Below are 24,317 nucleotides of genomic sequence, written 5' to 3' on the forward strand. Positions count from 1 at the left end.
CGCATCCGCTCTGAACCATTACGGATGCAACCATGTCGTCGTTCAACACCATCTCGCCTGAAAAACTCGCGCGCCTTATCGGCATGCCGAAACGCCCTCTCCTCATCGATGTGCGCACCGATGAGGACTTTGCCAGCGATCCTCGCCTGATCCCTGGTTCCAGCCGCCGATCATTCGAGACCGTTGCGGAATGGGCGCATGAACTTGCGGGCCATTCCGTTGTCGTGATCTGCCAGAAAGGCCTGAAGCTCAGCCACGGCGTGGCAGCTTGGCTGCGCCACGCCGGATCCTCGGCTGATTCCCTCGAAGGCGGAACGCTGGCCTGGGCGCAGGCCGGCTTGCCCATGGTCCCGGCAGACCGGATTCCAGCGCTCGATCGCCAAGGACGGACGATCTGGGTCACGCGCTCGCGCCCCAAGATCGACCGGATTGCCTGCCCCTGGCTGATCCGTCGCTTCGTCGACCCCGATGCCGTTTTCCTGTTCGTCCCGACCTCGGAGGTCCAGGGCGTGGCGGCACGCTTTTCAGCCACGCCTTTCGATATCGAAGGCGACGATGCCTTCTGGAGCCATCGTGGCGAGCTTTGTACCTTCGATGTCATGGTCGAGGAGTTCGGCCTCTCTACCGCTCCCCTGAAGCGCCTCGCCACCATCGTCCGTGGAGCCGATACGGCCCGGCCCGACCTGGCGCCGGAGGTGCCCGGGTTACTCGCCGCCTCGCTGGGCTTGTCACGGATGTACGCGGACGATCTCGCGCAGCTCGAGGCCGGGCTCATGCTCTACGATGCCTTCTATCGCTGGTGCCGCGATGCGACAGAAGAAACGCACAACTGGCCCTCGAAGAAGCCGGGGGCCTGACGTGAGCGAGACTCTGCAGAACTCAGACCAGCCTACCGCTCAGGCCTTGCCCAGCCATGGAGTCTCGCTGGGTGAGGCCTTTCGCGTCTGGCTGCGTGTCGCGGCCCTGAGCTTCGGCGGGCCGGCCGGGCAGATCGCCGTGATGCATCGGATCCTGGTCGAGGAAAAGCGCTGGATTTCCGAAGCTCGATTTCTCCACGCTCTCAACTACTGCATGCTGCTGCCGGGACCGGAGGCGCAGCAGCTTGCCACCTATGTGGGCTGGCTCATGCACCGCACCCTCGGCGGCATCATGGCGGGCGGGCTGTTCATCCTGCCCGGCATCGTGGCCATCATGGGGTTGAGCTGGATCTATGCCCTCTACGGCAAGATCGGCATCGTTGCGGCGCTCTTCTTCGGCCTGAAGGCCGCCGTGCTCGCCATCGTGCTTGAGGCGGTGGTGCGGATCGGCAAGCGGGCGCTGAAGAACCGCATCCTGATCGGGATCGCTGCGGCAGCCTTCGTGGCGATCTTCTTTTTCGATGCGCCGTTCCCGTTGATCATTCTCGCTGCCGGGCTGATCGGCTTTTTCGGCGGGCGAGCGGGTCTCCCGCAGTTCCAAGCCGGCAACCATGGTAATGACGCGCAGGATAACGACAATCTCCTGGGGGAGCATCTTCCCGCCCACGCTTCTCCGAACATGGGCCGAAGTGTACGTGTCGCGGCGACTTGGCTGACGCTCTGGCTCGTGCCGGTTTTGGCTCTCGTGCTGATCCTCGGGCGAGACGACGTCTTCAGCCAGATCGCGATCTTCTTCTCCAAGATGGCGATGGTCACCTTCGGCGGAGCTTACGCCGTTCTGGCCTATGTGGCTCAGCAGGCGGTCGAGACCTATGGCTGGCTGCAGCCCGGCGAGATGCTCGATGGCCTCGGCATGGCCGAGACCACACCGGGCCCGTTGATCATGGTGCTGCAATTCGTGGGCTTCATGGCCGCGTTCCGGGATGCCGGTGCGCTCCCGCCGCTTCTGGCGGGCACGCTCGGCGGTCTCCTCGCCACATGGGTGACCTTCGCACCCTGCTTTCTCTGGATCTTCCTGGGGGCACCCTACATCGAGGTGCTCCGCGGCAACAGAGCCTTGAGCGGTGCCCTGTCCGCCATCACGGCCGCCGTCGTCGGTGTCATCCTGAACCTTGCGATCTGGTTCGGCATTCACACGATCTTCGGCAATGTTCAGGCGGTGGAATGGGGGCCGTTCAGTCTCGATGCGCCGGTATGGGAGAGCGTCAACGGATGGGCGCTGCTTCTCTCAGGAGCAGCCATCCTTGCCATGTTCCGTTTTCACGTCGGGATGCTGCCGACGCTTGCAGCAACATCCATTGCGGGACTTGTCCTTTACTGGACGGGGATGATCGCTTGAAGAGGTGAGGCGGCCTTCCGCCTCACGCTCGTATCGGATCCGGCTCAGGTCGTCGAAGAAATCTGCCCGCCATCGACGCGCAGGATCGAGCCGGTCATGAACGAGGCCTTCTCGCTCGCGAGGAAGACGGCCGCTGCCGCGAATTCCTCGATCTCACCGTAGCGTCCTGCCGGAATGCCGGCGCGGGCGGCCTTCGCCACATCCTCAACGGAGCGACCGGTGCGCTCCGCATTGGCGGCATCGAGCTGCTTCAGGCGATCGGTGGCGATGCGGCCCGGCGCGATGGCGTTCACGGTGACGCCTGAGGATGCCACCTCGCTCGCCAGGGTCTTGCCCCAGCCTACGAGCGCGGGCCGAATGGCATTCGAGATTGCGAGATTGGGGATCGGCTGGATCACGCCGGAGGAGATCACGGAAATGATGCGGCCGAACTTGCGCTCGATCATGCCGGGGAGAAGCTGATCGGCAATCCGCACGAGATTGACGAACATGGCCTCGAATGACTGGCGCCATTGGTCGGACGACACTCCTTGCGCCTTGCCGGGTGGCGGGCCGCCGCTGTTGAGGACGAGGATGTCGACGCCGCCAAGCGCTCCCGTCACATCCTTGACCAGCGCATCGACCTGATCGACCTTGCCGGTATCGCAGATGAAGGGCAGGACGTCCTTGCTGATCTTGTCGGCTGCAGCCTTCGAGCCTTCCATCGTGCGGCTGGCGAGGGCGACGCGCGCGCCCTCCTCCGCCAAGCCCTGAGCGATCCCGAAGCCCAGCCCCTTGCTCGCGCCGAGAACGAGCGCGCGCTTTCCTTTCAACCCTGTTTCCATACGTGAAACTCCCTTTGTTGCATTACGAGCGCTCGATGCGCTCCATCAGCCATTCGATATCGACAATGGTTTCCGGGCTCAGCTTCGGCCCGGGCTTGCGCAGCGTGTCGGACGCGATGATGCCGCGCCGCTTCAGTACGTATTTGCGCACGGCGAGACCGACTCCGGGCTGAGTCTCGTATCGCACCAGCGGCAGGTGACGGTCGAAGAGATCGTGCGCCTCCTTCCGCTTGCCCTGGTTGATGAGATTGACCACCCCCACCAGCATTTCGGGATAGGCGTAGCCGGTCATGGCGCCGTCGGCGCCGCGCTCCATCTCGAAGGGGAGGAACATGCCGCCATTACCGCAGAGAATCGACACGCGGCGCGCCTGACCGGCATCGCTCGCACGGCGCAGGGTCGTGATCTTGTCGAGACCCGGCCAATCCTCGTGCTTGAGCATCGCGCAGGAGGGGTGCTGCTCAATGATCCGCATGATCACCTTCGGCGTCATGACCACATTGGTCGTGAGCGGGTAATCCTGGATCACGAAGGGCACATCCGTGCCGATGGCTTCCACCGCATCGGCGTAATAAGAGACGATCTGGTCGTCGGTCTTCAGGGTGGAGGGCGGCGCGATCATGACGCCGGCGGCGCCCGCATCCATCACCTTGGAGGATAGGCCCGACATGGCGGCAAAGCCCGCGGCCGACACGCCGACGATCACGGGAACGCGTCCTGCCACCGTGGCGATCACCTGACGGGCAAAGGCAAGGGCTTCATCCGCCGCCAGCTTGGGCGCTTCGCCCATGATGCCGAGAATCGTCAGCCCGGTGGCACCGGCTTTCAGATAGGCTTCGACCATTCGGTCGGTCGAAGCAACATCCACGCGCCCGTCGCTCTCGAAGGGCGTGGGGCAGATGACATAGACGCCGGCGGCAGAACTCGTGAGCAAGGCTTCCTCCGTGACAAGGCGGGGCGAGAGGTCAGGGCCCCTCCATACACCCGCTTTCCGCCCGGCGCACTACCTTAGCTGCTGCCGACGATACATCTTTAGCCGCGTCCGGAACCGCTCTTCTTGCCGCCGCCGTCCTGCTTGTTGACGGTGGCCCAGGCGCGCCGCTCGGCCTCCTTCTCGGAAACGCCACGGTTCTCGTAGCCTTCCTCGATATGCTCGGCCTTGCGTTTCTGCTTGTCGGTATAGGTAGACTTGTCGCCACGGGACATGGTGTTCTCCTCTCGCGCTAAGACCTTGGGATGCGCTCTCCAAGGCTTAACCGAGAAGCCCGAACACGGTTCCGAAACTCTGTTTCCTAGCCGCTGTTGCGCAATCCGGCCGCGATGCCGTTGATGGAGAGATGAATGCCCTGCACGACCTGCTCGTCCGCATCGCCAGAACGGTGACGCTTCAACAGTTCGATCTGCAGGTGATTCAACGGATCGAGATAAGGGAAGCGGTTGCGGATTGATCGGGCCAAGAGAGGATTGTCGTCGAGCAGGGATTGCTGCTGCATGATGGCGAGCAGTTGCCTAATCGAATCCTCCCACTCGTGGCGCAGGCGCGGGAAGATGGCCTCGCGCAGCGCCTCGTCCTCGACGAGCTTCGCATAGCGTGAAGCGATCGCGATGTTGCTCTTCGCCAGCACCATGTCCATGTTCGAGAGCAGCGCCTGAAAGAAGGGCCATTCGCGGTACATTTCCTGCAGAAGCGCCAAACCGGTATCGGGCCGCTTCTCGAGCCATTCGTTGACGGCTGATCCGAAGCCGTACCAGCCCGGCAGCATGAGGCGGCACTGCGCCCAGCCGAACACCCACGGGATGGCGCGCAGATCCTCGATGCGCCGCGAGTTCGTTCGCGACGCGGGCCGGCTGCCGATGTTCAGATTGGCGATCTCGCCGATTACCGTCGATTCCCAGAAATAGCGCTCGAATCCTTCGGTCTCATAGACGAGCGCCCGATAGGCCTTGAAGGCGCTGTTCGAGAGTTCCTCCATGGCCTTCAGGTACTCCTCGTTTGGAGCGGGCTGGCCTGAATGCAGGAGAGAGGCCTCAAGGGTCGCGGAGGCCAGGATTTCGAGGTTACGACGACCGAGATCCGGGTTCGAGTATTTTCCAGCGATCACCTCGCCCTGTTCCGTGATGCGGATCGCGCCCTGCACCGCCCCGCCCGGCTGCGCCAGGATCGCCTGATAGCTCGGCCCGCCGCCACGGCCCACGGATCCGCCGCGACCGTGGAAGAGCCGAAGGGCAACACCGTGGCGCTTGAAGACGTCGATCAGCTCGATCTCCGCCTTGTAGAGTTCCCACCCCGACGTGAGGAAGCCGCCGTCCTTGTTGCTGTCGGAATAGCCGAGCATCACCTCCTGAGCCTGACCGCGGCTGCGCAACAGCCGCATGTAATCTGGCAGCGTGAAAAGCGCATCCATCACACCGCTGCAATGGCGCAGGTCCGCGATGGTTTCGAAAAGCGGGATGATGTTCACATCCATCTCGCCTTCGCGTGGACGCAACAGACCCGCTTCCTTCAGGAGAAGAGCCACTTCCAGTATATCGGACGGGTCGCTTGCCTTGGAGATGACGTAGTTCGGCACGGCCGCGCGGCCATAGCGTCGATGGGCTTCAGCGGCTTCGTGAACGATGGCTAGCTCGGATGAGATTTCCGGCGAGTACTCAACATAGGGCGATGTGAGGAGGCGCGGCGTACGCAGCTCTTCGAGGAGCAGGGCGACACGCTTTTCTTCCGGCAGCCCTTCGTAGTCGGTGCCGGGAATCGCTCTCTCGAAGAGTTCGGCAACCACACGCTGATGAACGTCGGAGTTCTGACGCATGTCGAGGCTTGCAAGATGGAAGCCGAACACGTCGACGGCGCGGCGCAGTTTGCGCAGGCGGCCTCGCGACAGGGAGCCCGATCCGTTCGACCGCAGGGAACGGTGCAGGATCAGAAGATCGCCTTCGAATTCGTCGACGCTGTCATAGGCACGTGCCTCGCCCACCGCATGACGCGCCACATCGCCATGCCCCAACCGGGTGGCGGTTGCCGCAAGGCGCGCGTAGATGCCCGTGATCGCCCGGCGATAGGGCTCGTCCTGGCGATGAGGCGAAAGATCTGGAGACGCCTTGGCGAGCTCCTGGGCCTCGTCGGAAATGTTCACATAGCGCCCATCGAGCGACAGTTCGGCGCCCAGGCAATGGAGTTCCTCGAGATAGAAGCCGAGCGCGTGCTTGCTTTGCAGCAGCAGAGCCTGTCGCAATGCGTCCGCCGTCACGAAGGGATTACCGTCGCGATCGCCGCCGATCCAGCTTCCCATGCGCAGGAACGAGGGAACCTCCACCGTCCCCCAGGTAGGATCCATGGCCGCGAGCTGATCCTCCAGGGAGGCATAAACCCGCGGCAGTTCCTTGAAGAAAGTGTAGTCGTAATAAGAGAGGCCGTTCATGACCTCGTCGATCACCTTCAGCCTGTTACGTCGCAGGATGCTCGTCTGCCAGAGAGTGAGAATGGCGCGGCGAAGAGCCTCCTGGCAGGTCACTTCCTCCTCTGGGGTGAGGTGCTGCCGGTCACGCTGCGCCAGGATTTGGGAGATTTCCATCTCTCGGTCGATGGTGCTCTTGCGGCGCACTTCCGTCGGATGCGCCGTCAGGACCGGGCAGACAAGGGCGGAAGCAAAGAAGGCCTGCAGGGCCGTATGGCTGATGCCCGCTTCCTGGATAAGCTTGAGGGCTCGGGCCAGCGTTCCCTCACGCGGAGCCGCCGCCTCCATGGCATGAGCGCCCGCCATCGCATGGGCGCGGGAGCGGCGGACATGGTGCTGGTCCTCGGCAAGGTTCGCCAGATGCGAAAAGTAGCTGTAGGCCCGGATGATCTGGTTGGTGCGACCCCGCGAGAGGCTGTTCAGGATCGTCTCGAGCTCGCGGCGAGCGATTTCGTCCTCATCGCGATGAAAGCGGATCGAGGTCTGGCGGATGCGCTCGACGATCTCGAAGGTAGCCTCGCCCTCCTGCTCGCGAATCGTGTCGCCGAGGATTCGCCCCAGAAGCCGGATGTCGTCGCGAAGAGGAAAATCCTTTTCAGGCGTGACGTCAGGATTGATCAGGGACATGGGAGGGCTCCCGCTTCAGGCGCGTTTGCTGCACTGCGAAATAAAACCCTTTGCCACTGGACGGCAAGCGTAATTTTATTTTAAGTTTCGCCTAATTCGTGACGGCCCAACGCTCCGGCGCCTCCGTTTGGCCGATGAGGGCCAATCCATAGGCGATGGACTCGAACTGATCTGCGGATGTCAGGCGGGTCTCACCGAAGCGATCCACGAACAGGCGGCGGATGGCGGGGACAAAGGACGTGCCACCCGTGAGGAAGACTCGCTCAATCTCTCCCGGTTTCACGTCGGCCTTGGAAAGAGCCTCATCGACCGTTCCAGCGATCCGGTCAACGTCCTCCGCGATCCATGACTCGAAATTGGCGCGCGCGATCCGCGCCTTGATATCCACGCCTTCGCCCTGGAAGCGGAAGTCCGTTTCCTCGTTGCTCGAGAGTGCAACCTTCGCCGATGACACGGCGCGGTAGAGGGCAAATCCGAGATCGTACTCGATGATATCGATGAATTTTTCGAGCGGCTCTGGCTCGAGGGCGACGCGGGCCAGCTCGCGCAGTTCCTTCAGATCACCGCTGCCCTTCATCATCGCGAGCTGGTTCCACCGTGCGAAATTGGCGTAGTAGTGGTTGGGGATCGACAGGATCTTGTCCATGGAGCGATAGAGCCCGCCCTTGCCGAGACGTGGCGAGACGACCTTATCGACGATCCGGTAATCGAAGGCATCTCCGGCAAGGCCGATACCGGCATGCCCCAGCGGCTCGGCCCGCAGCACGCCGCCGGCTTTCGAGAACCTCATCACGGAGAAATCGCTGGTGCCGCCGCCGAAATCCGCCACGAGCACGGTGGCATCGTGATCGAGCTGCCGCGCATAGAAGAAGGCCGCCCCGACCGGCTCGTAGACATAGCGGGCCTGCTCCGCCCCGAGCCTGCCAAAGGCGGTCCGGTAACGCCGCATGGCGAGATCGTCGTCCGGATTGTAGCCGGCAAACCGGACCGGCCGGCCGATGACGACGTTTCTCGCCCCCCAATCCAGCCGGGAGCCGCCATGACGCGCGAGGGTGCGCAGGAACGCGCTCAACAGGTCCTCGAAGGCGTACCGTTCGCGGAAGATCCGGGTTTCCTTGAAGGTGGCGCTGGCCGCAAAGGTCTTGAACGACTGGATGAAGCGGTGGGCATGGAGCCCCTCCAGGAACTGCTCGATCGCCCAGGGACCGCCCTCGACCTCGGTGCGAAGGCCGTTGCCGTGCCGCTCGTCCCAGAAGCAGAGCGCCGTGACATAGACTTTGAGGCGCTCTCCGCCATGATCGAAGGTCAGCGCCTCCACGTGCCCGTCCGGATCCGCAATGGCCACGACCGTGTTGCTGGTTCCGAAATCGATGCCGATGGAAAAATCGTGGGACGGGGGCATGGGGACCTCGGAGGACGGCTTGGAGGGCCGGACGGTCTATACGCCAAGGCTTCCCGAGCCAAGAGGAATCGTCAGAAATTCGCCTTCCCTATCGGCACTGCGACCCTGGCGCTGTGGACGGGCCGTTGACCCGGTGGCATCGCGCACCGTAGAAGCCGCGCCTTATGCTTCTTCGGAGACTTTCATGCTATCCATCGGTCAGCGCATTGCGAACGAACTGAATGTTCAGGAATGGCAGGTCAAGGCAGCCGTCGAGCTGCTCGACGGCGGTTCCACCGTTCCCTTCATCGCGCGCTACCGCAAGGAAGTCACAGGCACCCTGGACGATGCCCAGCTGCGCACCCTTGACGAGCGCCTGCGCTACCTGCGCGAGCTGGAGGACCGCCGCAAGACGATCCTCGACAGCATCCGTGAGCAGGGCAAGCTAACCGATGAGCTGGCGCTTCAGATCAACACCGCCGACACCAAGGCGCGCCTCGAAGATCTCTACCTGCCCTACAAGCCCAAGCGGCGCACCAAGGCTCAGATCGCCAAGGAAGCGGGCCTTGAACCCCTGGCCGACGTGCTCCTGAGCGAGCCGGCCCGCGAGCCGAAAGAGACGGCGGCTGGCTTCGTGAATGCGGAGGAGGTTGCCACGCCCGAGGCCGCGCTGGAGGGCGCCCGCTCGATTCTGGTCGAACGCTTCGCGGAAAATGCGGAACTCCTGGGAGCCTTGCGCGAAACCTATTGGGAGCGCGGCAGCCTGACCTCGAAGGTGCGCGACGGCAAGGCAACGGATGGCGCGAAATTCGCCGACTATTTCGACTTTGCCGAGCCGCTGACAAAGCTTCCCTCTCACCGAATCCTCGCGCTCTTCCGCGGCGAGAAGGAAGAGATCCTCGATCTTCGCATGGAAGAGGACAAGGACAGCGCCGAACCCGGCTATATCAGCCGCTACGAGGGCCGCACGGCGCTAGCCTTCGGCATCGTCGATCAGGGTCGTCCCGGCGACAAGTGGCTTCTGGAGACGGTCCGCTGGGCTTGGCGCACGAAGCTGCGTTTCTCCATCGAGCTCGACATGAAGATGCGCCTCTGGCAGCTCGCCGAGGACGAGGCGGTGAAGGTGTTCGCGGGCAACCTGCGCGACCTGCTGCTCGCCGCTCCTGCCGGCGCCCGCCCGACGCTCGGCCTCGATCCGGGCTTCCGCACCGGCGTAAAGGTCGCCGTGGTGGATGCAACCGGAAAGGTAGTGGCCACTGATACCATCTACCCGCATGAGCCGAAGCGCCAATGGGATGAGTCCGTTGCAACGCTGGCGCGGCTCTGCCGCGTGCACAAGGTCGAGCTCGTCGCCATCGGCAATGGCACGGCTTCGCGCGAGACCGACAAGCTCGCGGGCGAGCTGGTCACGAAGCACCCGGATTTGAAGCTCACCAAGATCATGGTCTCGGAAGCAGGCGCCTCGGTCTATTCCGCCTCCGCCTTTGCCAGCCAGGAGCTGCCGGACCTCGACGTGTCCATCCGCGGCGCCGTCTCCATCGCGCGCCGCCTGCAGGACCCGCTGGCTGAACTCGTGAAGATCGACCCCAAATCCATCGGCGTCGGGCAGTATCAGCACGATCTCGCGGAATTTAAGCTCTCCCGCTCCCTCGACGCGGTGGTGGAGGATTGCGTCAACGCGGTCGGCGTCGACCTCAATACCGCCTCGGCCCCACTGCTCGCCCGCGTCTCAGGCCTCGGCGATTGGGTGGCACAGAACATCGTGACCCACCGCGACGCCAACGGTCCCTTCAAGACCCGCAAGGCGCTGACCAAGGTTTCAGGCCTAGGCCCGAAAACGTTCGAGCAGGCCGCGGGCTTCCTGCGCATTCCGAACGGCGATGATCCGCTCGATGCTTCCGGCGTCCATCCTGAGGCCTATCCGGTCGTGCGTCGAATTCTCGAGGCCACGAAGAGCGACATCAAGGTCGTGATCGGCAACGGCGCCGTGTTGAAGAAGCTTAACCCGCAGAGCTTTACGGACGAGAAGTTCGGTGTGCCGACGGTGAAGGACATTCTGAGCGAACTGGAAAAGCCCGGTCGCGATCCGCGCCCCGAGTTCAAGACCGCTACCTTCATGGAAGGCGTGGAGAAGATCAGCGACCTGAAGCCTGGCATGATGCTGGAAGGTGTTGTCACCAACGTGGCCGCCTTCGGCGCCTTCGTCGATGTGGGGGTGCACCAGGACGGGCTCGTGCATATATCGGCGCTGGCCGACACCTTCGTGAAGGATCCGCGCAGCGTGGTGAAGCCGGGCGACATCGTGAAGGTGAAGGTGCTCGAGGTCGATGTTCCGAGGAAGCGCATCTCGCTCACCATGCGCATGAGCGATCCGGCCGAGAAGCGCCCTGCGGGCCGCCAGGACGACAACCGGGCTGCATTCCAGAAGCACCGGGCTCAGAACGAGCGCAAGCCGGCGGCACAAGCCCCCTCGTCCGGTGGCGCTCTTGCCGATGCCCTGCGCCGGGCTGCCATGTCCAATGGCAAGGACAAGGGCAGCCGGAAGTAACCGCATTTGGGGCGGCTTGTCGCCGTCCCTGAATTAATCTAGAAGCAAAGCGTCTCACGGGGAGCCTCAATCGAGGCTGAGAGGTGGCAAGGCCGCCGACCCGTCGAACCTGATCCGGGTCATGCCGGCGGAGGGAATGAGCATGCGACATCGCCACAAAAGCCATGCCCCGTGCAATCTGCGCCGCCTGTCCGGCCTGCCTCATGCATGGGAGCGCCACTGATGCTACGCCGATTGCTTCTCACCATCGTTTCGCTCGGGCTCGCCGCAGGCCTTGCCCAGGCTCAGACCAAGCCGACGCTGACCGTTTACACCTACAGTTCGTTCGCGGGAAAATACGGCCCCGGCAAACCGGTCAAGGAGCGCTTCGAGGCGACCTGCGGCTGCGAGCTGAACTGGGTCACAGCCGAGGATGCCGGCAGCCTGCTCGGGCGCCTGCGCCTCGAAGGCGAGAACACCAAGGCCGATGCGGTCGTCGGTCTCGACATGAACCTCGTGGCCGAGGCCAAGTCGCTCAATCTCTTTGCGCGGCATGGCGCGGATGTGAAGCACCTGTCCCTTCCCATCGCATGGCAGGACGACACTTTCGTTCCCTTCGACTGGGGCTATTACGCCTTCGTCTACGATGCCAACAAGCTGACCAATCCACCCAAGAGTCTGAAAGAGCTCGTCGACAATGCCAATGGGCCGAAGTTGGTCCTGCAGGACCCCCGCACCAGCGCGCCGGGTCTCGGCCTGTTGCTCTGGATGCAGAAGGTCTATGGCGACAAGGCCGGCGAGGCCTGGAGCAAGCTGAAGCCGCGCATCGTCACCTTCACCAAGGGTTGGTCGGAAGCTTATGGCCTGTTCCTGAAGGGCGAGGCTGACATGGTGATGTCCTACACCACGTCTCCGGCCTATCACATCGTCGCGGAGAAGAAGGACAACTACAAGGCCGCCGCCTTCATGGAGGGCCACTACCTCCACGTGGAGCTTGCCGGCATGACCCGCACGACGAAGCAGCCGGACCTCGCCAAGAAGTTCATGGCCTTCATCCTCAGCGAGCCGTTCCAGTCCACCATTCCTGAGACCAACTGGATGTATCCGGCGAAGAATCCGCCCTCCGGCACACCGGCAGCCCTCAAGGGCATGATCGAGCCGAGCCAGGCGCTCCTGTTCACCCCCGAGGAAGTGCAGCAGAACCGCCGCGCCTTCACCGATGCCTGGCTCAATGCCACGGCGCGCTGATCGCACATCATGACGATGAAGCTGCCGCATCCCGGAAGCCTCGTGGCCTTTGCTATCTTGAGTCTGGTTGCAGGCGGCTTCATCGCTCTCGCCACCTTCGATGGAGGGACGCCGACGTTTCTCTCCATCGGTCCCTATCTCGGCCGCGTGTTGGCCTTCTCGGTGACTCAGGCCATTCTCTCGACCGTGCTGTCCCTCGTTCTCGGAATCGGCTTGGCCCTCGCGCTCGCCCGCCGCAGGTTTCCGGGGCGGGATCTCGTTCTGGCGATCCTCGGCACCACCATGGTGATGCCGACCATGGTCGCCGTCTTTGCGGTCTTTGCCGTCTATGGCCGGAGCGGGTGGCTCGCCGACCTGCTCGCGTTTCTCGGCTGGGAGGGCGGCTTCAGCGTCTTCGGCTATCCCGGCATCCTGATTGCCCATGTGTTCCTGAACGGACCTTTCGTGGCGCGGATCACCCTGGATGGCCTGAATCAGGTGCCCGCCGAGCACTGGCGCCTCGCCACCGCCTTCGGCTTCACGCCCTTCCAGATCTTCCGCCATCTCGACTGGCCGGTGCTGCGCGCGGGACTGCCCGGCATTGCCGGTCTCATCTTCCTGATGTGCTTCAAGAGCTTTGCCATCGTGCTGGCGCTCGGCGGCGGACCGAGTCGCTCCACACTTGAAGTAGCCATCTTCGAGGCGCTCAAGATCGACCTCGATTTCGGCCGCGTCGCCTGGCTCGCCCTGATCCAGCTTGCGATCTGCCTGTCGATGACGGCCCTGCTCCACTGGGCCTTCACGCGACCGCCGGTCGGCCACACGATCCGCAGCCTCGTTCACCGGCCGGATGCAAAGAACGACGGCCTGAAAGTCCTCGACACCGTCGTGCTCGCCGTCAGCGCCCTCTTCATCGCGCCCCTCGCCTTCAGCGTGCTGACGGGCATCCGGAACATGCTCGATGTGATCGATGTCGATCTTCTTCAGGCTTTTGCCACGAGCCTTGCCGTCGCGGCCGCCGCCGCCATCCTGGCCTGCATCCTGGCCCTTGCCTTGGCTTCCGCGGCGCGACGACGGCGCATCGTGCTACGTTCCCCGCGCATGGCCGCCTTCTACGACTTCCTGCCCGATACCCTCCTCGCGGTGCCGCCCTTTGCCCTGACCGCGGGCCTGTTCCTGATGATCCAGCGCTTCGGTGATCCGTCGACGGCAGGTCTCATTCTCCTGCCGCTCATCAACGGACTGGCCGCCGTGCCCTTCGCCTATCGCTATGTGGCGCCTCATCTGCTGACCACGGAGGAGCGCTACGGCCGCGTCGCGGCGTCCCTCGGTATCACCGGCTGGTCGAAGCTGACGATCATGGACTGGCCCGCTCTCAAGCGACCGCTTGCGGCGGGCTTCGCGTTGGCCATGGCCCTGTCCTTCGGCGATTTCGGCATCATCGCCCTCTTCGGCGGCACGGAACTGGTGACCCTGCCCTACCTTCTCTATGAGCGCCTTGGCGCCTACCGGCTTGACGAAGCAGCGGCCATCGGCCTCGTCATCGTCCTCTTCGCCGTTCTCCTTGCGCACGCTTCAGGTCGATTGTCCCATGCTGGTGATTGAGAATTGCCGCCTGACCTGGCCCGACTTCGAGGCGGATTACTCGCTGTCGGTGAAGACCGGAACTTTGTGCGCCGTGATCGGCCCATCCGGCGGCGGCAAGACCACCCTGCTCCACATGGTCGCCGGCTTCGAGCGGCCTGAAGGCGGCACGCTGAGCTTCAACGGACAGAACCTCCTGCCGCTTGAACCGGCGAAGCGCCCGGCCGCCATCGTGTTCCAGGACCACAACCTGTTTCCGCACCTGAGCGTAGCGGAGAATGTGGCGCTGGGTCTGCGCCCCTCTTTGCGGCTGAGTGCAGATGAGAAGCTTCTCGTGGGCGACATGCTGGACGCGGTCGGCCTCGCAGGCTTCGATGATCGCAAGCCAGGCGAGATGTCGGGAGGCCAGCGTCAGCGCGTGGCGCTGGCACGCGCTCTGATTTCCGGCCGCCCGTTGATCCTGCTCGACGAACCGTTCAGCAGTCTCGACCCCAGCCTGCGCCGCGACATGATCCTGCTCGTCGACGAGTTGCGGCGCAAACGCCCGGTCACCATTGTCATGACGATTCATACGCCGGAGGACGTGGCGGATGTGGCCGACCAGATGGCGTTTGTTGCAAGCGGCAGGGTCGTGGCATCGGGACGACCTGCGGACATTCTCAACAGTACGCTCGCGCCCAGGATTGCGGCGGCCGTCTCGGATTCGTGAAACGCATAAATTTCTACCTGTCATCACCGGCCTCGTGCCGGTGATCCGGATTAGAAGAGCGCCGCGCTTCAACTAATCGAGATGGCCGGGACGAGCCCGGCCATGACGTGAGAGCGTGTCACCCCCGCTCAGCGAGAACCGACACACCGGATGCGTCAAAGACATGCAAGGCGCGCGTTGGGACGTGGGCGGTGTAGGATCCGCCCGGCACCGCATCGGTCTCTCCGGGAGCGCGGACGATCACGTCGTCACCGCTTGCGAGCTTCATATAGACATAGCTCGACTCGCCTAATTGCTCGACGGCATCGATGGTGCCTCGCAGGGAGGCCGTGTCGGCCCCACCCTCTTCCATGTGCTCGGGCCTGATGCCGACCGTCACATGGTCGCCCGCCGCCACGCCAGCGGATCGCACATTCACCGCCGCTTCCGTGCCCGCAAAGCCGATGGTAGCACTGGTGCCCTCGAGGCGCAGAACCTGCCCCTTGATGAAGTTCATCCGCGGCGAGCCGATGAAGCCGGCAACGAACAGGTTGCGGGGGTTGCGATAGAGCTCCAGCGGTGCGCCGACCTGCTCGATCCGCCCATGGTTCATCACCACGATCTTGGACGCGAGCGTCATGGCCTCGACCTGATCGTGGGTCACATAGATCATCGTCGCACCGAGATCCCGGTGGAGCTTTGCGATCTCGAGGCGCGTGTTGACGCGAAGGGCTGCATCCAGGTTCGAGAGAGGCTCGTCGAAGAGGAAGACGCTCGGGTTGCGCACGATGGCCCGGCCGATCGCCACGCGCTGCCTCTGGCCGCCCGACAGCTCACGCGGCTTGCGGTCGAGAAGCGGCGTGAGCTTCAGGATCTCCGCCGCCTGACGCACGCGGCGTTCCACCTCCGCCTTGTTCGTCTTGGCGAATTTCAGGCCGAAGGCCATGTTCTTGTAGACGTTCATATGCGGGTAGAGCGCGTAGGACTGGAACACCATGGCGATCTTGCGATCCGCCGGCGGCAACTCGTTGACCCGCCTGCTGCCGATCCTGATCTCGCCGCCGCTGACCGTCTCGAGACCGGCGATGATGCGAAGCAGGGTGGACTTGCCGCAACCGGACGGACCGACGAAGACGACGAATTCCCCGTCCTCGACGGAAAGATTGATATCGCGCAGGATCTCCGTCGCTCCGAAGGATTTGGCGATACCGTGCAGGGAAACATCAGCCATTGCGGTCAATTCCTGGAGTAAGGCATTACTTCACGGCGCCGGCCGTCAGGCCGCGCACGAGATAGCGCGAGAAGAGAAGATAGAGAACGAGAACGGGCGCGATCGCCAGCGTCAGCGAGGCGAGCACGGCGTTCCAGTCCGTCACATACTGGCCGATGAATTGCTGCACCCCGAGCGTGATCGTCTGCTTGCCGTCTCCGGGAGCGAGGATCAGCGGGAACCAGAGATCGTTCCAGACCGGCACCATAGTGAACACGGCGACCGTCGCGATGGCGGGGCTGATCAGGGGCAGGATGATGCTGAAGAAAATCCGGTACTCGCTGACCCCATCGCACCGGGCAGCATCGCGCAGGTCCTTCGGGATCTGCTGGATGAACTCGCCCAGGATCAGGATGGCAAGCGGCAATCCTTGCGCCACATAGACGAGGATCAGCGCCGTCAGGGTGTTGACGAGGTTCAGCTCCACCATCATGCGCAGGATGCTGACGCTGCCCAACCTGATCGGCACCATGATTCCGATGGCGAGATAAAGCCCGATCAGCGTATTGCCGCGAAACTTGTATTCCGTCAGCGCCCAGGCGGCCATCGCGCCGATGAGGACGATCAACACGAGGGAGACCAATGTCACCGTGAGGCTGTTGAAGAAGTAAAGGCCGAAATCGGAATTGGCGAAAACCCGGCCGAACCCGATGGTCGTGAATGTCTGACCATCGGGAAAGCCGAGCGGATCGGCGAAGATCGCCCGCCGAGTCTTGAACGCGTTGATCAGGATGAGGAGGATCGGACCCAGCGCCAGGATCGTATAGAGGATCAAGGCGATGTGAACGGCAATGCGGCCGGGCCTGATGGTCATGTCCCGGTCTCCCTTAGAAGCTATGCCGCTGCAGCCGCCGCTGCACGCCGAAGAGATAGATCAGCACGCCCACCAGGATGATGACGAGCATCGCGGTCGCGACCGCCGCCCCCATGGTCGGGCTGCCGACCTGAAGCTGGAAGCCGAAGAAGGTGCGATAGAAGAAGGTGCCAAGGATGTCGGTCGAGAAGTTCGGACCCGCGAGCGCGCCCTTGATGGCATAGATCAGATCGAAGGCGTTGAAGTTGGCAACGAAGGTCAGAATCGACACGACACCCAGCGTCGGCAGGATCAGGGGCAGACGGACGAACCAGAACACGCTGAAGGGCCCCGCTCCGTCGACGGTGGCGGCATCGAGCAGATCGTCGGGAATGTTCAGGAGCGCCGCATAGATCAGCATCATGGGAATGCCGACGAATTGCCAGACCGAGATGAGAGAAACCGTCAGCAGGGCCGTCGATTCCTGGCCGAGCCAGGGCCCGAACACGCTTCCCAGGCCGACAGCTTTCAAAAGACTCGGCGCAATGCCCCAGAGCGGGTTGAGCATGAGCTGCCAGATGAAGCCGATGATAACGACAGACAGCATGGTCGGCAGGAAGATGAGGGTGCGATAGACGCTGCCGCCGATCAGACGCGGCAAGCTGAGCAGCATGGCGAGCCCCAAGCCGATGCCGTTCTGCACCACCATGTGAATGGCGAAGAAAATCAGGTTGTTGCGAAAGGCGTTCCAGAACTGGCTCGACCAGTTGGGGTCCGTCAGGAGTGTTTGGAAATTCTGGAGACCGACGAAGCTGCGCACTCCCGTCTCGTCGCCCGCATAAAGGCTCAGTCGGATCGTGTCGATCAGCGGATAGATCGAGAACAGGGTGTAGATCGCAAGCGCCGGCGCCAGGAACACAGCGATATGGACAGGGAAGCGCGAGCGGGTAGGCACCGCGTCCGCCGATTGAACCCGTGAAGCCGTAAGATCTGTCATGCTGCTCCAGGCCGAAGGAGTAGGGATGGCGGGCCGCACCTCGGGAGCGGCCCGCCTCGACGTGGTCAGCGATTACTTCTTGTGCGGCTCGTACCAGCTGGCAAGGCCGTCCTCGGCCTTCTTGGCCGCCTCTTCAGGCTTCATGCTGCCGTTCAACACCTGAGCGCTCACGTTCCAAAGCTCGTTCTCGAGATTCGGCGTGCCACGCGACAGGATCTGGTAGGAGTTGCGGATCGAGCTTTCGCAGGTGCCGCGCCAGCCGACGAACTTGGCCGCCACCGGGTCCTTTACCTCGACCTTGGCCTTGGAGAGCGGGAAGAAACCTGGCAACTCGTTGGCATAGATCTCGGCAAATTCAGGCGAAGCCACCCATGACAGGAAGGTCTTGGCTGCCTCGACATTCTTCGACTTGGCGTTGATGCCGACCGCAATGTCCGTGTGGTCGCTGATGTAGCATTTGTCGCCAGCCTTCACGACAGGCGGCGCGAAGGCATCGAACTCGAAATCCGCCTGCTTGCGGAAGATCGGCACATCCCAGGAGCCGGCCGGATAGATGGCCGCACGGCCGAGCGTGAACAGGTTCTGCGTGTCCGGATATTTCTGGGACTTGTAGCCGTCGCCCATATAGGGCGCCCAGGTCGCGAGCTCCTTGAACGCGTCCACATAGGCCGGATCGGTGAACTTCTGCTTGCCCTCGATGAGCGCCTTGCGGCCCTCCTCGCCCTTCCAGTAGTTCACACCGATATTCTGGAAGCCCATGGTGGCGGCCTCCCATTGATCGGCCGTGCCCATGGCAATCGGCGTGTACTTGCCGTCGGCCTTGATCTTGTCGAGCACCGCATGGAACTCGGCCACCGTCTTCGGCGGCGTGAGCTTCAGCTCGTCGAAGATCTCCTTGTTGTAGACGAAGCCGTGGATCACCGAGGCCATCGGCATGCAGAAGGTGGTCTTGCCGTCGTCCGTGGACCAGGCGCTCTTGGCAACGTCGGAGAAGTTCTCGATGCCCTTGACGTCGTTGACGGAGGTCAGGTTGCCCTTCTTGAACAGGTCGAGGGACGCATCGAACGGGCGGCAGGTGATGAGATCGCCTGCAGTGCCGCCGGCCAAGCGCGCGTTGAGGGCGGCGTTGTACTCGGTCGGCGGATCGGCCTTGAACTGAACCTTGATGTTGGGATGAGCCTTGTTGAAGGCTGGGATGATCTTGGTGTTCCAGACATCCGCGTCGTCGTTGCGCCAGCTCTCGATGGTGAGCGTCTGGGCCGAGGCGGCATTGGCGAAAGCAAGAGCCGCCGCAGCCACCGAGGCGCTCGCGAGCAACTGTCCTGCGCGACGCAGGAACGCTCTCGAATGAAGTTTCGTCATTGTCTTTGTCCTCCGTGATCGAGAGGCGCCTGGAAACGCCTCTGATAATGTATTCCTCTGATTGTCCCGTGCCGATTTTATTGCATTCTGCGCTTTCCGGCGGGCCAGCCTGACTGTTCCATCCGAAAGCTTTTTGGACAAGTGACCTCATATTGGTATCGGCAATATTCAAAGACAACTCTTCTTTGAAGCCGTCAGCCACAATTTGCCGGCTCTTCTTTTTCAAGCCTTTGCGCTCTTACCCCGTGAAGCTCGTCCGGGCTGTGGACAAAGCGGCTGGTTATTCCATGCCGGCGCCTCTTCCCGAACTGGACATTAAGTGGCATGGTACCTGTCCGTAAGACCGCTCCGAGATCCGTTTCCCTATGACCGACCTTTTGTTCCTTGGCATTGACGGCGGCGGCACCAAGTGCCGGGCCCGACTGCGCGATGCTCAAGGTACGCTGCTGGGTGAAGGAACGGGCGGGCCTTCCAACTTCCGCCTCGATCCCGATCTGGTCTGGAACTCGATTTTGACGGCCTGCCGCGAGGCTCTTGCCCAGGCAGGGCTTCACGAAAACGACCTGAAGCGGATTCATGCCGGCATGGGAGCCGCCGGCGCCGGGCAGACCAGCGCGGTCGAACGCCTTCTGTCGCGCGCCCATCCTTTCGCATCCTTCGAGATCGAGACCGATGCCCATACCGCCTGGCTCGGCGCCTTCAAGGGAGGCGACGGAGCCATCCTGATCGTCGGCACGGGCTCCTGTGGCTATGGCGGCACCAGCGGCCAGTGCCATTATGTCGGCGGCTGGGGCTACGAGATCTCGGATGAAGGCAGTGGCGCCGCCATCGGGCGCGAACTCCTGCGCCGCTGCATCTGGGCTCATGACGGACGCGCGCCATCGACGCCGCTTTCGGATACGGTTCTCGCCGAGTTCAATGACGATCTCGAGATCCTCGTGGATTGGGTCGGCAAGGCACGCCCGGCCGATTACGGACGCTTTGCGCCGCTTGTCCTGCAGCATGCCGAACGGCGCGACCCTCTCGGCACCGCCATCATCGAGGATGCCGCCGCCGGGCTGAGTGCGATCGGCACGCGCCTGCTCGACCTCGGGGCTCCGGCCATCTGCCTCTTCGGGGGCCTGGCGGAGCCGCTCCGGCCTTGGCTTTCGCCGCCCATCCAGCGAACCATCACGGCTCCTATGGCAGATGCGCTCGATGGTGCCATTCTCCTGGCTCGCATGGCTCTCCAGGGGAGAGCGCCATGAACGAACAATCCAGCGAGTCGCTCACCTTCGTTCCTCTCGATGAAGGAAATCCCACGCCGCTCTATCTCCAGCTCCAGCAATCCATCGAGGAAGCGGTCCGCAAGGGCGCGCTCAAGGCGGATGCCGCGCTTCCGGGCGAGCGGGACCTTGCCAAGCAGCTCGGCATCTCGCGCGTCACGGTGCGCAAGGCCATCACGGGGCTGGTGCAGAAGGGCGTGCTCGTCCAACGCTGGGGCTCGGGCACCTTCATCGCGCCGCAGATGCGGCTCGAACAGCCCCTCTCCCGCCTGTCGAGCTTTACCGACGACATGTCGGCCCGCGGCCTGAAATCCTCGGCCGTGATGCTGAGCCGTTCGACGGGACCGGCTTCGACGGACGAGCTGATGGCCCTTGGACTCTCGCCAGGCGATCTGGTGAGCCGCGTCAACCGCCTGCGCCTCGCCAACGGCATTCCCATGGCGATCGAGAATGCAGTCATTCCCTCGAAGGTCCTGCCCGATCCTTCCCTCGTCAGGCAGTCGCTCTATGCGGTTCTGCACGACCAGGGCTTCATGCCCACGCGTGCCTTGCAGAGATTGCACGCGGTTCTGCTGAACGAGGAACAGGCTTCGCTGCTCAGCGTTCCGCCTCAGAGTCCAGCACTTTACATCGAACGCCGCTCGTTCACCGCCACGGGCGAAGTCGTCGAATTCACCTCGTCCTATTACCGGGGCGATGCCTATGATTTCGTGGCCGAGCTGACCATCAGCCAGCCCGAACGGATGCACAATGATGATGCCTGACACGAATGCCACTGCCCTGACGGCCATGCTGCGCGAGGCCCAAGAAGCGCCGCAGGTGGTGGCGCACCTGCTCGAGAGCAACGCGCCCCTGTGCCGCGAACTCGGCGAGCGCCTGCGGGCTTCCCCGCCGCCTTTTGCTGTAACCTGCGCGCGCGGCAGTTCGGACAATGCGGCGACCTTCGTCAAATATCTTCTCGAAATTCATTCCGGTCTCGTGACGGCCTCCGTCGGCCCTTCGGTGACCTCCGTCTATGAAGCGCGTCCGCGCATGCGCGACGCTCTGTTCCTCGCCGTGTCGCAATCGGGCCGCAGCCCCGACATTCTCAATCTCGCCCGGGCCGGACGGGATGACGGAGCGCTGACGGTAGCACTCGTGAACGACACGTCCTCGCCGCTCGCTTCCACCTGCGAGGTCGTGCTGCCGCTCCATGCGGGCCCCGAGAAGAGCGTGGCCGCCACGAAATCGTTCATCGCAGCGCTCGCCGCAGGACTGCAGCTCGTGGCGCACTGGTCGCAGGATCGGGAGCTTCTAGACGCTCTCGACACACTGCCGGACGTGCTCGCCAAGGCTTCCAGGACCGACTGGTCGGTCGCGCTTCCGGTACTGTCCGAAGCGAACAACCTGTTCGTCGTCGGCCGCGGCGTGGGGTTTGCCGTTGCGCAGGAGGCCGCACTCAAGCTCAAGGAGACATCCGGCGTTCATGCGGAGGCGATGAGCGCCGCCGAACTGATGCATGGCCCTTGGACGCTCGCAGGCGATCACTTTCCGATCCTGGTGCTCAGCCAGCGGGATGAGACCCTGAGCGGCGTCAACGATCTGGTGGCCAAGCTGAACGAACAGGGTGTTCCCGTCATCGTCGCCGGCGCCGCCGAGGGCCCCGCCACCGTGATGCTCACGCCGGTCGAGGATGCGCATCCTTATCTCGCGCCCATCGCTCTCATCCAGAGCTTCTACCCTCTCGTGAATGCCATTGCCCTGGCGCGCGGCCGCAATCCCGACAATCCGCCGCGCCTGCGCAAGGTGACGGAGACCGTCTGATGTCCATTGCTCTCGTGGGAGCCCGCGTCTTCGACGGCGCGCACATGCTTGACGGGCGCGCCGTCGTCATCGCGAACGGCCGCATTCTCGGCTTGGTTCATGAACAGGATCTGGGCGCCGGAATCGAGCGCCGCCGGATCGAGGGCCTGTTGGCTCCGGGCTTCATAGACGTGCAGGTCAATGGCGGCGGCGGGGTGCTCTACAACGACATGCGGTCCGTCGGCGGCATCAGGACCATCGCCGAGGCTCACAGGACCTATGGCACGACGGGCCTGCTGCCGACTTTCATCACGGACACCCGTGAGACGATGGCGGAAGCCGTGGAGGCAATGCGCGAGGCGCTCGCCGCCCGCATTCCCGGCGTTCTCGGCATTCACCTTGAAGGCCCCTTCATCAGTCCCGAGCGCAAAGGCGTGCACAATCCCGCCTTCATGCGCCCGATGGAGGATGAGGACATCGCGATCATGACCTCCCTGCGCGAGGGCCGTACCCTCGTAACGCTGGCGCCCGAGCGCAACGGCATGGAGGCGATTGCCCGCCTTGCATCGGCGGGTGTGCTGGTCTGCGCCGGCCACACGGCCAGCGACTATGAAACCGTCATGGAGGCCATCCGCCATGGCCTGTGCGGCTTCACGCATCTTTACAATGCCATGCCGCCATTGGCCGGGCGCGATCCGGGCCCCGTCGGCGCCGCTCTCGACAGCCCGGATACTTGGTGCGGCCTCATCGTCGACGGTCACCACGTGAGCGATGCCGCCCTGCGGGTTGCCATCGCGGCCAAGGGCACGGAGCGGATGATGCTTGTGACCGATGCCATGGCGGTGACCGGCACCGATCTGACCAGCTTCGCGTTGCACGGACGCACGATCTACCGCAAGGACGGCCGACTCACCACGGCGGACGGGACCCTCGCCGGCTCCGATCTCGACATGGCCAGCGCCGTGCGCAACGCCGTGCAACGACTCGGTCTTCCTCTGCCGGATGTGCTGCGTATGGCTTCGCTGATCCCGGCCCAGTTCCTGCGCCTCGGTCGCGAGTTGGGTCGGATCGCACCCGGCTATCGCGCCGACCTCGTTCTGCTCGACGAGAGCCTCCAGGTGCGGCAGACTTGGATTGGCGGAAACAGCAACTGAGCAGGAATCGTTCGATGAGCGCACAAAGGGTTCTCGTGGTCGGGCTCGGGAACATGGGACTGTCCCATGCTCTCGCCTATGGACGTATTGATGGCTACGAGATCGCGGGGCTCTGCACACGCAACATCGAAAGCATGAATCTTCCAGTCGCTTTGCAGGGTGCGCCGCGCTTTACCGAGTTCGACGAAGCCCTTGAAGCCGTGAAGCCGGATGTGGTGTCGATCAACACGTGGTCCAACACGCACGCTCCCTATGCGATCCGCGCCATGGAGGCGGGCGCCCACGTCTTCGTGGAGAAGCCGCTCGCCGACACGGTGAAGGACGCCGAGCGCGTCGTCGAAACGGCGATCCGGACGAAGCGCAAGCTCGTCATTGGCTATATCCTCCGCCACCATCCCTCCTGGATCAAGTTCATCGAGATCGCCAAGACCTTGGGCACGCCCCACGTCTTCCGCATGAACCTCAATCAGCAATCGAGCGGAGCGGCCTGGGATGCGCACAAACGCCTGCTGCAATCCCTCTCCCCCGTCGTCGATTGCGGCGTGCATTACGTGGATGTCATGTGCCAGATCACAAAGGCGAAGCCCGTGCAGGTCCATGGGGTCGGCACGCGCCTGACCGAGGACATGCCCGCTGGCATGTACAATTACGGCCATCTCCACGTGACCTTCGACGACGGCTCCGTCGGCTGGTACGAGGCCGGATGGGGCCCGATGATGAGCGAGACGGCCTATTTCGTGAAGGATGTGATCGGGCCGAAGGGAAGCGTGAGCATCGTCATGGCCGAAACCGCCGGTGAGATCCGCTCGGACGACATCAATGCGCACACCAAGACGAACCAGATCCTGCTCCATCATGCCGCTCTCAAGGGCGACGGGACCTTTGCGAAGGCGGACGAGCGCATCGGCACCACGGACGAGCCGGATCACGATGCCCTCTGCGAGCGGGAACAGCGCTTCCTCCTGCGCGCGATCCAGGAGGATGTTGACCTGACGGATCACATGAACGATGCGGTCCGCTCCCTGCGCATCGTGCTCGCCGCCGACGAGGCGGTGCGGACGGGGCGGGTCATATCGCTATAAAAAGCGATAGAATTTATCCCCGACCCTCATCCTGAGGAGGATTGCA

General features: G+C 63.3%; 19 protein-coding genes, 1 pseudogene and 1 riboswitch. Of the genes and pseudogenes, 11 read left to right on the forward strand and 9 right to left on the reverse strand.

What is annotated here, in order from left to right:
* Positions 1 to 32: 32 nt before the first annotated feature.
* Together ACD578_RS19390 and chrA are read left to right on the forward strand one after the other, a co-directional pair.
* Entirely contained in the window at positions 33 to 857 is an 825-nt protein-coding gene (locus ACD578_RS19390) for a chromate resistance protein ChrB domain-containing protein (protein WP_404287662.1), read from the forward strand.
* A complete protein-coding gene (gene chrA / locus ACD578_RS19395; protein ID WP_404287664.1) occupies positions 808 to 2,256 on the forward strand; it encodes a chromate efflux transporter in 1,449 nt (482 codons plus the stop codon). The genes ACD578_RS19390 and chrA overlap by 50 nt, the downstream gene beginning before the upstream one ends.
* Positions 2,257 to 2,300: 44 nt before the next feature.
* Here the strand turns inward: chrA and ACD578_RS19400 are convergent, their stop codons facing one another.
* The 5 genes and pseudogenes from ACD578_RS19400 to ACD578_RS19420 form a co-directional block, all read right to left on the reverse strand.
* On the reverse strand, positions 2,301 to 3,080 hold the full coding sequence (locus tag ACD578_RS19400) for an SDR family oxidoreductase (RefSeq protein WP_404287666.1): 780 nt from the start codon (positions 3,078 to 3,080) through the stop codon (positions 2,301 to 2,303).
* A gap of 22 nt (positions 3,081 to 3,102) precedes the next feature.
* Positions 3,103 to 4,014, reverse strand: coding sequence for a dihydrodipicolinate synthase family protein (locus ACD578_RS19405; protein WP_404287668.1), 912 nt, complete (start codon positions 4,012 to 4,014; stop codon positions 3,103 to 3,105).
* A gap of 101 nt (positions 4,015 to 4,115) precedes the next feature.
* A pseudogene (locus ACD578_RS19410) lies at positions 4,116 to 4,286 on the reverse strand (plasmid stabilization protein); the annotation flags it as partial.
* 86 nt (positions 4,287 to 4,372) lie between these two features.
* Positions 4,373 to 7,159 (reverse strand): phosphoenolpyruvate carboxylase, encoded by a 2,787-nt coding sequence (ppc, locus tag ACD578_RS19415; protein ID WP_404287670.1) that lies wholly within the window; start codon positions 7,157 to 7,159, stop codon positions 4,373 to 4,375.
* Between the two features lie 91 nt (positions 7,160 to 7,250).
* Positions 7,251 to 8,561, reverse strand: a complete 1,311-nt coding sequence (locus tag ACD578_RS19420) for an Hsp70 family protein (protein ID WP_404287672.1) — start codon at positions 8,559 to 8,561, stop codon at positions 7,251 to 7,253.
* Positions 8,562 to 8,745: 184 nt separating this feature from the next.
* Here ACD578_RS19420 and ACD578_RS19425 point away from each other — a divergent pair, with 184 nt between their 5' ends.
* From ACD578_RS19425 to ACD578_RS19440, 4 genes are all read left to right on the forward strand, one after another.
* Positions 8,746 to 11,088, forward strand: coding sequence for a Tex family protein (locus ACD578_RS19425; RefSeq protein WP_404287674.1), 2,343 nt, complete (start codon positions 8,746 to 8,748; stop codon positions 11,086 to 11,088).
* A 47-nt stretch (positions 11,089 to 11,135) separates the two neighbouring features.
* Positions 11,136 to 11,242: riboswitch (TPP riboswitch) on the forward strand.
* A gap of 68 nt (positions 11,243 to 11,310) precedes the next feature.
* Positions 11,311 to 12,315, forward strand: coding sequence for a thiamine ABC transporter substrate binding subunit (gene thiB / locus ACD578_RS19430; RefSeq protein WP_404287676.1), 1,005 nt, complete (start codon positions 11,311 to 11,313; stop codon positions 12,313 to 12,315).
* A gap of 9 nt (positions 12,316 to 12,324) precedes the next feature.
* On the forward strand, positions 12,325 to 13,899 hold the full coding sequence (locus ACD578_RS19435) for an ABC transporter permease subunit (protein ID WP_404287678.1): 1,575 nt from the start codon (positions 12,325 to 12,327) through the stop codon (positions 13,897 to 13,899).
* Complete coding sequence (locus ACD578_RS19440; protein WP_152710242.1) at positions 13,886 to 14,587, forward strand: ATP-binding cassette domain-containing protein; 702 nt, start codon at positions 13,886 to 13,888, stop codon at positions 14,585 to 14,587. The genes ACD578_RS19435 and ACD578_RS19440 overlap by 14 nt, the downstream gene beginning before the upstream one ends.
* Positions 14,588 to 14,705: 118 nt before the next feature.
* Here ACD578_RS19440 and ACD578_RS19445 read toward each other — a convergent pair whose 3' ends face one another.
* The 4 genes from ACD578_RS19445 to ACD578_RS19460 form a co-directional block, all read right to left on the reverse strand.
* Entirely contained in the window at positions 14,706 to 15,797 is a 1,092-nt protein-coding gene (locus ACD578_RS19445; protein WP_404287681.1) for an ABC transporter ATP-binding protein, read from the reverse strand.
* A gap of 25 nt (positions 15,798 to 15,822) precedes the next feature.
* Complete coding sequence (locus ACD578_RS19450) at positions 15,823 to 16,650, reverse strand: carbohydrate ABC transporter permease (protein ID WP_404287683.1); 828 nt, start codon at positions 16,648 to 16,650, stop codon at positions 15,823 to 15,825.
* Positions 16,651 to 16,663: 13 nt separating this feature from the next.
* Positions 16,664 to 17,626 carry a carbohydrate ABC transporter permease gene (locus tag ACD578_RS19455; protein WP_404287685.1) on the reverse strand — a complete coding sequence of 321 codons (963 nt, stop codon included), beginning with the start codon at positions 17,624 to 17,626 and terminating at the stop codon, positions 16,664 to 16,666.
* A 72-nt stretch (positions 17,627 to 17,698) separates the two neighbouring features.
* Positions 17,699 to 18,988: an ABC transporter substrate-binding protein gene (locus ACD578_RS19460; protein WP_404287687.1), complete on the reverse strand. Its 1,290-nt coding sequence runs from the start codon at positions 18,986 to 18,988 to the stop codon at positions 17,699 to 17,701.
* Between the two features lie 365 nt (positions 18,989 to 19,353).
* Between ACD578_RS19460 and ACD578_RS19465 the strand changes: the two genes are divergently transcribed.
* From ACD578_RS19465 to ACD578_RS19485, 5 genes are read left to right on the forward strand one after another with little or no spacing between them, the layout of a single operon-like run.
* A complete protein-coding gene (locus tag ACD578_RS19465; RefSeq protein ID WP_404287689.1) occupies positions 19,354 to 20,235 on the forward strand; it encodes a BadF/BadG/BcrA/BcrD ATPase family protein in 882 nt (293 codons plus the stop codon).
* A complete protein-coding gene (locus tag ACD578_RS19470) occupies positions 20,232 to 21,017 on the forward strand; it encodes a GntR family transcriptional regulator (RefSeq protein ID WP_404287691.1) in 786 nt (261 codons plus the stop codon). The genes ACD578_RS19465 and ACD578_RS19470 overlap by 4 nt, the downstream gene beginning before the upstream one ends.
* Complete coding sequence (locus tag ACD578_RS19475; RefSeq protein WP_404287693.1) at positions 21,004 to 22,056, forward strand: SIS domain-containing protein; 1,053 nt, start codon at positions 21,004 to 21,006, stop codon at positions 22,054 to 22,056. The genes ACD578_RS19470 and ACD578_RS19475 overlap by 14 nt, the downstream gene beginning before the upstream one ends.
* Positions 22,056 to 23,189, forward strand: coding sequence for an N-acetylglucosamine-6-phosphate deacetylase (gene nagA, locus ACD578_RS19480; protein ID WP_404287695.1), 1,134 nt, complete (start codon positions 22,056 to 22,058; stop codon positions 23,187 to 23,189). The genes ACD578_RS19475 and nagA overlap by 1 nt, the downstream gene beginning before the upstream one ends.
* A 14-nt stretch (positions 23,190 to 23,203) precedes the next feature.
* Positions 23,204 to 24,271: a Gfo/Idh/MocA family oxidoreductase gene (locus ACD578_RS19485; protein ID WP_404287697.1), complete on the forward strand. Its 1,068-nt coding sequence runs from the start codon at positions 23,204 to 23,206 to the stop codon at positions 24,269 to 24,271.
* Positions 24,272 to 24,317: the final 46 nt, after the last annotated feature.

Origin of the sequence: Microvirga sp. RSM25 (assembly GCF_044784385.1) — a bacterium.
Taxonomy (GTDB): Bacteria; Pseudomonadota; Alphaproteobacteria; order Rhizobiales; family Beijerinckiaceae; genus Microvirga; species Microvirga tunisiensis.